This is a genomic window from Hominisplanchenecus murintestinalis (assembly GCF_943193015.1).
Lineage (GTDB): Bacteria > Bacillota > Clostridia > Lachnospirales > Lachnospiraceae > Hominisplanchenecus_A > Hominisplanchenecus_A murintestinalis.
Window position 1 is genome coordinate 35,343 of the sequence record NZ_CALPCM010000024.1, and the last position, 8,808, is coordinate 44,150.

Sequence of the window (8,808 nt, forward strand, 5' to 3'; positions counted from 1 at the left end):
AATAACAAATGATATGCGCATAACCGACATATTTTGATAAATATTTCACAAGAAAACAAAAAGGTTTGGCTAAAAAAGTTACAATAATGGAAGGATTTTCTTGACTGAAACAGGAAATATGTTACAATTGTATATATACTAAACAGGGTAGACATGCTCCTTTGGAGCTGGCGCTTTGCGGCATGGTATGAGAACGATTGTAGGAGGAATGTGCAACATGGCAAAATGGGTTTATATGTTTACAGAAGGCAATGCGGGGATGAGGAATCTCCTCGGAGGCAAGGGTGCGAATCTTGCGGAGATGACCAGCCTGGGGCTGCCTGTACCACAGGGCTTCACGATTACAACGGAAGCATGTACGCAGTATTATGAAGACGGCAGAATGATTAATGATGAAATTATGGATCAGATTATGACAGCCATTTTCAAAATGGAAGAAATTACGGGAAAGAAATTCGGAGACAAAGAGAATCCTCTTCTTGTTTCTGTTCGTTCCGGTGCAAGGGCGTCGATGCCGGGCATGATGGACACGATTCTGAATCTTGGTTTGAATGAAGAAGTTGTTGAAGTATTGTCAGCGAAGTCCGGTAATCCGCGCTGGGCATGGGATTGTTATAGAAGATTCATTCAGATGTTCTCCGATGTAGTTATGGAAGTCGGAAAGAAATATTTTGAAGAATTAATTGATAAGATGAAAAAAGAGAAGGGCGTAATTCAGGATGTCGATTTGTCTGCGGAAGATTTGAAGGAGCTGGCAGACCAGTTTAAGGCTGAATACAAAGAGAAAATCGGCAGGGATTTCCCGGCAGATCCCAAGGAACAGCTCATGGAAGCGATTAAGGCAGTGTTCCGCTCATGGGATAACCCTCGGGCAAATATATACCGCCGTGATAACGATATCCCATATTCATGGGGAACGGCCGTGAATGTACAGATGATGGCATTTGGAAATATGGGAGAAACTTCCGGTACGGGAGTTGCCTTCACGCGCGACCCTGCTACAGGGGAGAAGCATCTGATGGGAGAATTCCTGATGAACGCACAGGGTGAGGACGTGGTTGCCGGAGTCCGTACGCCGCAGAAGATTGACCAGCTCAAAGAGGTTATGCCGGAGGTATATGACCAGTTTGTAGATATCTGTAATAAACTGGAAGATCACTACCGCGATATGCAGGATATGGAGTTTACGATTGAGGACAGGCATCTGTATATGCTGCAGACACGGAACGGAAAGAGAACTGCCCAGGCAGCGCTGAAAATCGCCTGTGATTTGGTAGATGAGGGTATGATTACGGAAGATAAGGCAGTTGCCATGATTGATCCGAGGAATCTGGATACGCTGCTCCATCCGCAGTTTGACGCGGAGGCATTGAAAGCAGCTGAGCCGGTGGCAAGGGCGCTGGGAGCTTCTCCGGGAGCTGCATGTGGTAAAATTGTATTTTCAGCAGAGGATGCAAAAGCATGGGCGGCAAGAGGAGAGAAAGTGGTTCTGGTACGTCTGGAGACATCCCCGGAAGATATTGAGGGAATGAAGAATGCGCAGGGTATCCTGACCGTCCGCGGCGGCATGACCAGCCATGCGGCTGTAGTAGCCCGCGGCATGGGAACATGCTGCGTATCCGGATGCGGTGATATTACGATGGATGAGGCGAATAAGAAGTTTACCCTTGCAGGGAAAGAGTATAGTGAAGGAGATTTTATTTCCCTGGATGGTTCCACCGGAAATATTTATGACGGACAGATTCCGACTGTTGATGCCACGATAGCAGGCGAGTTTAGCAGAATTATGGGATGGGCAGACAAATACAGAACCATGAAGGTGCGTACCAATGCAGATACCCCGGCAGATGCGAAGAAAGCACGGTCCCTGGGGGCAGAAGGTATCGGACTCTGCCGTACAGAGCATATGTTTTTTGAGGGGAATCGGATTGATGCATTCCGTGAGATGATTTGTGCGGAAACAGTGGAAGAGAGAGAAAAAGCCCTGGAGAAGATTCTGCCGGAACAGCAGAAAGATTTTGAGGCGCTTTATGAAGCGTTAGAGGGGAATCCTGTAACGATTCGGTTCCTGGATCCGCCTCTCCATGAGTTCGTTCCGACAGAGGAAGAAGATATTAGGAAACTGGCTGAGACAACAGGCAAGACGGTAGAACGAATCAAAGAACTCATTGACGCCCTGAAAGAGATGAACCCGATGCTTGGACACCGCGGATGCCGTCTGGCAGTGACGTATCCTGAAATCGCGAAGATGCAGACACTGGCAGTGATCCGTGCGGCTATCAATGTAAAGGCTGTACATCCTGATTGGAGAGTATGCCCGGAAATCATGATTCCGCTGGTAGGAGATGCAAAGGAACTGAAATTTATCAAGAATCTGGTAGTGGAAATCGCAGACAGGGAAATCGCAGCGGCAAACAGTAAGCTGAAATATGAAGTGGGAACGATGATAGAAATTCCAAGAGCTGCCCTGACGGCAGACGAGATAGGGGCGGAGGCAGACTTCTTCTGTTTCGGTACAAACGATTTGACGCAGATGACCTTTGGATTCTCCCGTGATGACGCCGGGAAGTTCCTGAATGCTTACTATGATACCAAGATTTTTGAAAATGATCCGTTCGCAAGGCTGGATCAGACAGGCGTGGGTAAACTGATGGAACTGGCGCTGAAGCTTGGCAAGTCGGCAAATCCGAACCTCCATGTAGGAATCTGTGGCGAGCACGGCGGCGATCCTACGTCCGTAGAGTTTTGTCATAAGCTTGGGCTGGACTATGTATCCTGTTCACCGTTCCGCGTTCCAATTGCAAAATTGGCGGCAGCACAGGCGGCAATCGCACAAAGATAGGCGAAAACTATTTTGGGGTTGAAGACTCATATCGTATAATGTAGAAATAAGCGTATCATTAGAATAGTGGTGCGCTTATTTTTTTTGTTCCGGCGAGGCTCTAAGAATGTCTGCGGGGACTTGACTTTCGGGAAAGAAATGGTACAATAGCGAAAAGAAGATTTTGTATACAAAGTGCAAAGGAGAACATCGATGAAGGAAATCAGGATGAAAGCTTTGGCAAAGATTAACCTGGGTCTGGATGTGGTGAGAAAAAGAGAGGACGGATATCACGAAGTGCGGATGATTATGCAGACAGTGAAGCTGTATGATCAGATTGATATCCATAAGATGGATAAACCGGGAATTCGTCTGAAAACGAACCTACAGTATCTTCCAGTGGATGAGAATAACCTGGCATACAGGGCAGCACGTCTTTTGATAGAAGAATTTGGGATTCCTAAAGGCGTATCTATCCGTTTGAGGAAGGTGATTCCCATAGCAGCAGGCATGGCGGGCGGCAGTTCGGACGCGGCGGCAGTATTGGTAGGGCTGAACCGCATATTTCAGCTGGGACTTACGAAGCAGGAGCTGATGGAGAGGAGCGTAAAGCTGGGGGCTGACGTTCCTTACTGCATCTTGCGTGGGACGGCGCTGGCAGAAGGAATCGGAGAGAAGCTGACACGTCTTCCGGCGATGCCGAAATGCCATGTGCTGATTGCAAAGCCAGGTATTCATGTTTCTACAAAGATGGTGTATACGAATCTTAGAGCGGACGAGCTGGTGAGCCATCCGGATATCGACGGGCAGATTGCGGCTATCCGGGAAAGGGATTTGCGCCGGGCGGCAGAACTTATGGGAAATGTTCTGGAAACCGTTACGATTCCTGCATATCCCGTGATTGGGAAGATAAAGGAAAAGATGATGGCGTACGGCGCCCTGGGGGCAATGATGAGCGGCAGCGGGCCGACGGTGTTTGGACTATTTGAAGATGAAGAAAAGGCAAGGTATGCTTATGAAAAGATGCGCCGCGGCTCTCTGGCGAAGCAGGTGTACCTGACACGTATTATGAATCATGGAGGGGACGCGAATGACAGGTGATTTTCAGATTGATATGAACGAATATCTTCCGCTTCGGGACGTGGTGTTTAATACTCTGCGCCAGGCAATTCTGCGAGGGGAACTGAAACCGGGAGAGCGTCTGATGGAAATCCAGCTGGCACAGCGGCTGGGGGTGAGCCGTACCCCGGTACGTGAGGCTATCCGTAAACTGGAACTGGAAGGTCTGGTGCTGATGATTCCCAGGAAAGGTGCGGAGGTGGCTGAGATTACGATTAAGGATTTAGAGGACGTACTGCAGGTGCGCGCTGCCTTAGAGGAACTGGCAGTTCGGGATGCGTGTGAGAAAATTACAGAGGAACAGCTAAAAGAGCTGCGCAGGTCAAATGCGGCGTTTAAAATAGCGCTGTCCGGTGACGACATTTTGGCTAGCGGGCAGGCAGATATGGATTTTCATGAGATTATCTATAAGGCCACGGATAACCGCAGATTGATGCAGATATTGAATAACCTCCGTGAGCAGATGTACCGTTACCGGATGGAATATTTAAAAGACAGGGAGATGCATCCGGTACTCTTAGGAGAGCATGAAGCTATCTGCAGCGCACTGGCCAGCCGGGATGCGGAGCAGGCAGGGGAAGCTATACGCAGCCATATCGAAAACCAGAAGGAGTCAATTATTAACAGCCTGAAAGAAAAAGAATAGAATCGGAAAAACTGTACATGTTAGGAAAAGAGGGATAAGAGAAATCTTATCCTTTTTTGTATTGACCTATGCAGAGGTCATGAAAGTCAGAAGTTAGCATAAATGGAAGCAGTCCGGAGTTTGGATGGCAGTCTGCGGGAATAAAGGCAAAGGCGGTAAGACATGGGCGACATATCGACAGATTTAAAGCAGAATGAAAAGAGAGTACGGGAAATGATAGAAGGATGTGACGACATTCTTTTTCGTCCTATGAAACTCGGGAAGAATAAGGAGATAAGCTGCTTTTTAATTTACATTGAAGTAGCGGCCGGCAATATGATGCTGGAAGATTCGGTGATCGGAAAAATGCTAAATCACATGTGGGAAATGGATGAAAGCGGTATACAGAAGGCGATCGAAGAAAACAGCCTGGGAGTATCAGATACAAAAGAGCTGGTTTCTATGGACGAAGCTATGGCGGCAATGCTGGCGGGCAATGTGGTACTATTTGTAGATTATTTTGACAAAGCAATTAAGATAGGCAGTAAAGGATATCCCGGAACAGGTGTGATGAAGGCGGATTCGGAAAAAGTATTACGGGGCAGCAAGGAAGCTTTTTCTGAGTCGGTGAAGGTCAATACGGCGCTGATTCGAAAACGCGTTCGAGATACAGCGTTAAAAGTGAAGGAGACGCCTCTTGGGAAGTATTCCAATACCATGTGTGCTATGGTGTATGTAGACGGGCTGGTTTATCCGCCTATCCTGGAAAATTTAGAAAAGCGGCTGGAGGACTTCGAAATTGACGGTGTTCTGGACGGAGGAGTGATAGAGCATCTGACGGCAGACTTAAAATATTCTCCGTTTCCCCAGTATCAGGCTACGGAGCGGCCGGACAGAGCGGCGATGGCAGTGCTGGAAGGACGTGTCGTGCTGGTGTGTGATAATTCTCCGGAAGCATTGGTGCTGCCGGCTACCTGTAATTCTCTGTTTCAGACAAGTGATGATTATTATCGGCATTTTGCAATTGTGTCATTCCTGAGAATTATTCGGTACATGGGGGCATTCCTGGCAGTGTCGCTGCCAGGGCTTTATCTGGCGGCAGTGAATTTCCATACTCAGCTATTGCCTACCAATCTGATTTTCTCACTGGCGGAGGCCAGGGAGGGGGTGCCCTTCCCGGCGCTGGTGGAAGTGTTGCTTTTGGAGTTGTCTTTTGAATTGCTGCGGGAGGCGGGGCTTCGGATGCCGGGACCCATAGGAAATACGATTGGCATTGTGGGGGGATTAATTATAGGACAGGCAGCGGTGAGCGCGAATATTGTAAGTCCTGTGGTAGTTGTTGTTGTGGCGCTAACGGCTCTGGGGTCTTTTGCAGTTCCAAATGAGGAATTGTCTGAAGCATTGCGGCTGCTGAAATACCTGATGCTTGTATTGTGTGCGGGATTTGGAATCCTGGGAATCATGTTTGGATGGCTTCTGGTGCTGATACATCTGGCGGGACTAAAAAGTTTTGGGGTTTCATATTTAATGCCATTTGCGGGAAAAGACGCCAACCCGGAAGGGGAGGCACGCGACAGTATCCTGCGGGCGCCGCTTTCCAGAATGTGGAAGCGTCCGTTGTTTGCACGCAGGCAAAATCGGCGAAGAATGCGGATGAAAGGAGAATAGCGGAATGATTTCTGAAAATCAGAAAATTTCCCAACGCCAGTTTGGACGTATGGTGGTGATGGACTGGCTGGCAAAGGCGGCGCTTCTCCTGCCCGGCTTTGCTGAAAATGAAAGCGGAAGGAGTTTTATTTTGAGCCTGATAGCCGGTGTGAGCCTGGCTGTGGCTTATGCCTGGGTGGTTGGCTGGACAGCGCGCCATATGGAACAGGGGATGTATGCATATACGGCGGAGAGGCTGGGAGGCGGATGCGCGAAAGTACTTATGCTTTTCTATTTCTGCTATGCACTGATGAACAGCGTTCTTTTAGTGCGTTTGTTTGGCGTGGTTGCGCAGGTGTTTGTTTTGCCGGAGATGTCTCAGAGTGTGCTGATGGCGGCGGTAGTCCTGGGAGGGGTGTATATTATTTCCGGTGGTCTGGAGGTACGGGCGAGAGTCAGCGAGGTGCTTTTTTCCGCATTGCTCTATCCCCTTCTTTTTCTGCTGGTATGCGCGGCATTTTCTACGGAATCCGGGTATCTGGGGACTGGGAGAGCAGAGTTTTCCATGCAGACAGCAAAACATGGTTTGCAAACATTTATTGCATTCGGAGGGACAGGGATTTTTCTATTTCTGGGTTCCTCTTTAAACAAAAGGGAAAATACGGGCAGGACGCTGGTGAGGGCTGCAATCGTAACAGGGGTGTCGGTGCTGGCGCTTTGTCTGGCATCTATCGGTTCCTTTGGAGAGTCAGGGATGCGGGCGCTGCCCTGGCCGGCGATTACGCTAATGAGCAGCGCGGTGATTCCGGGAAGTTTCTTTCAGCGATGGGATGTAGTTTTTACCGGTCTGATGCTGGCAACGCTTTTTCCCGCTGTGGGTGCAGGGATGTATTATCTCAAATTTCTGTCGGAAGGATTGATGGGAAAAGGGAAAAACAGAGGTGGTGGGAGAAACATCGGGATAGGGTTTCTAGTGTACTTGTTTGCTTTGTGGTGCGGCACTTATGATACGGCTTTTCGGGTGTTTACCGTAGTAAATGGATATGTGTGTGTTCCTATTCTGGTGATATTTACCTTGACTTTAGCAATTGTGGAATGTGCAGGAAGGAGGAGGGGATGAAGAGAGTAGTAATTGTGCTGGGGCTGTGTGCGCTTCTGGGGGGATGCGGCAGGCGAGAGCTGGAGGATAGGCGTTTTCCTACCGTGCTGACGGCGGAGACGGGAAATATAAAAGCGCAGGAGGAAGAACGTCAGGCGCAGGACAGTAAATATATTGACTATGGGCATGTAAAGGCCGTGATTCTTTCGAGGGAAACGGCAGAAAACGGGCAAATGCTTCGTGAAATCCTGAGTTACTTGGAAAATAACCCTGTTTTTGCGCGGAATATTCTAATATATGTAGGAGATGAAGAAACGCTGGAAACAGCGAAGAAAAAGGAAGAGGATACGGGGATTTATCTGGAAGATTTAGCAAAAAATCAGCCTGGGGACGGAGCGCTGGAGCTGCCGTTAAAGGACTTGCTGAATTATCTGCATAATGGAGAAGCATCTATTAAACTGCCGGCGCTTTATACAGAAAACGGGAAGATTCTGCCGGGAGGCAGTATAGAACTTACACAGGAAGCGGCATCTGCATCAAATGTGCCGATTCCCAGGAAAACAGGATTTAAGGAATAGAGGAAATCTTTGGGAAAAACCAAAACAATCATGAATAGGAAGTTATTTCCTGGAAACACTCTGGTTATCAAAGAAGAGTGAGGAGAGGGGATATGAAAGGGAAAAAAGAAATGCTGCAAGAACTTTTGTGGCTATATAGAAAGCAAATAGTGTTCATGTGCGTCGTAGTGACGCTTGCAGGTATCTTGGGAGCATGTGCCGTTCTCAAAGGAAGGGCATCTGATGTGCAACAGGGAATTGCCGGAGAAATCCTGCGCTTCCACGTCATTGCAAACAGTGACAGTGAAGAAGACCAGGCGAGGAAATTAATGGTCAGGGATGAAGTGGTAGAATATATGAAAACGCTGCTGGACGGCGCGGAGGATATCGAGGAAACAAAGCGCAGGATAGAAGAACATGTGGAGGACATAGAATATACTGCAGAACAAGCGTTAAAAAAAGCAGGGGGGGAAGACTCTATCCATACGGAACTTACGGAATGCTACTTTCCCAGAAAGTCCTACGGGGATTGTACGTTTCCGGCAGGACGTTATCAGGCGCTGCGGGTGTGTATCGGAAAGGCCGAAGGGAAGAATTGGTGGTGTGTACTTTTTCCTAATCTCTGCTTTATTGATTCTATTCATGCAGTAGTTCCTGATAAGCAGAAACAGCAACTGGAAAATGTACTTACCGAAGAAGAATATGAAAGCCTGTTCGACTGGAAGCGCAGTGATTTTAGAATAGGCTGGGGAATCTTTCAATGAATTTCGGTCTGTGCTTTTTTGCATGAATAAAAAAAGATAAAAAAGTTAAAAAAAGTGCTTGACATATTCGGAAAGGTTTGGTAGACTAAGGAAGCTGTAGGGGACGAAACAAACAAGACAGCAGAGGACATTGATAATTGAACAGTGAAACAACCTTGAAAGTTCATGAAGACAAG

The 8,808-nt window shown here is 47.9% G+C and carries 7 protein-coding genes; all 7 read left to right on the forward strand.

Annotated features, from left to right (window positions below):
* Window positions 1-217 precede the first annotated feature (217 nt).
* The 7 genes from ppdK to spoIIR all read left to right on the forward strand — a co-directional run bounded on the left by ppdK (window position 218) and on the right by spoIIR (window position 8,632).
* Window positions 218-2,842, forward strand: a complete 2,625-nt coding sequence (gene ppdK, locus NFR99_RS09570) for a pyruvate, phosphate dikinase (RefSeq protein ID WP_251353485.1) — start codon at window positions 218-220, stop codon at window positions 2,840-2,842.
* Between the two features lie 192 nt (window positions 2,843-3,034).
* Window positions 3,035-3,922 (forward strand): 4-(cytidine 5'-diphospho)-2-C-methyl-D-erythritol kinase, encoded by an 888-nt coding sequence (ispE, locus tag NFR99_RS09575; RefSeq protein WP_120485352.1) that lies wholly within the window; start codon window positions 3,035-3,037, stop codon window positions 3,920-3,922.
* Window positions 3,912-4,586: a GntR family transcriptional regulator gene (locus NFR99_RS09580; RefSeq protein ID WP_120485353.1), complete on the forward strand. Its 675-nt coding sequence runs from the start codon at window positions 3,912-3,914 to the stop codon at window positions 4,584-4,586. Before ispE ends, NFR99_RS09580 begins: the two co-directional genes overlap by 11 nt.
* A gap of 162 nt (window positions 4,587-4,748) precedes the next feature.
* Window positions 4,749-6,233, forward strand: coding sequence for a spore germination protein (locus NFR99_RS09585; protein ID WP_251353486.1), 1,485 nt, complete (start codon window positions 4,749-4,751; stop codon window positions 6,231-6,233).
* Window positions 6,234-6,237: 4 nt separating this feature from the next.
* Entirely contained in the window at window positions 6,238-7,332 is a 1,095-nt protein-coding gene (locus NFR99_RS09590) for a GerAB/ArcD/ProY family transporter (RefSeq protein WP_251353487.1), read from the forward strand.
* The gene (locus NFR99_RS09595; RefSeq protein WP_251353488.1) at window positions 7,329-7,889 is read left to right on the forward strand and encodes a Ger(x)C family spore germination protein; all 561 of its coding nucleotides are present in this window, start codon (window positions 7,329-7,331) and stop codon (window positions 7,887-7,889) included. The genes NFR99_RS09590 and NFR99_RS09595 overlap by 4 nt, the downstream gene beginning before the upstream one ends.
* A gap of 92 nt (window positions 7,890-7,981) precedes the next feature.
* Entirely contained in the window at window positions 7,982-8,632 is a 651-nt protein-coding gene (spoIIR, locus tag NFR99_RS09600) for a stage II sporulation protein R (protein ID WP_120485357.1), read from the forward strand.
* Window positions 8,633-8,808: the final 176 nt, after the last annotated feature.

What these genes read in the sequence shown, in the direction of transcription:
- ppdK (WP_251353485.1), top strand. Translation starts at nt 218, where the DNA reads ATGGCAAAATGGGTTTATATGTTTACAGAAGGCAATGCGGGGATGAGG.
- ispE (WP_120485352.1), top strand. Translation starts at nt 3,035, where the DNA reads ATGAAGGAAATCAGGATGAAAGCTTTGGCAAAGATTAACCTGGGTCTG.
- NFR99_RS09580 (WP_120485353.1), top strand. Translation starts at nt 3,912, where the DNA reads ATGACAGGTGATTTTCAGATTGATATGAACGAATATCTTCCGCTTCGG.
- NFR99_RS09585 (WP_251353486.1), top strand. Translation starts at nt 4,749, where the DNA reads ATGGGCGACATATCGACAGATTTAAAGCAGAATGAAAAGAGAGTACGG.
- NFR99_RS09590 (WP_251353487.1), top strand. Translation starts at nt 6,238, where the DNA reads ATGATTTCTGAAAATCAGAAAATTTCCCAACGCCAGTTTGGACGTATG.
- NFR99_RS09595 (WP_251353488.1), top strand. Translation starts at nt 7,329, where the DNA reads ATGAAGAGAGTAGTAATTGTGCTGGGGCTGTGTGCGCTTCTGGGGGGA.
- spoIIR (WP_120485357.1), top strand. Translation starts at nt 7,982, where the DNA reads ATGAAAGGGAAAAAAGAAATGCTGCAAGAACTTTTGTGGCTATATAGA.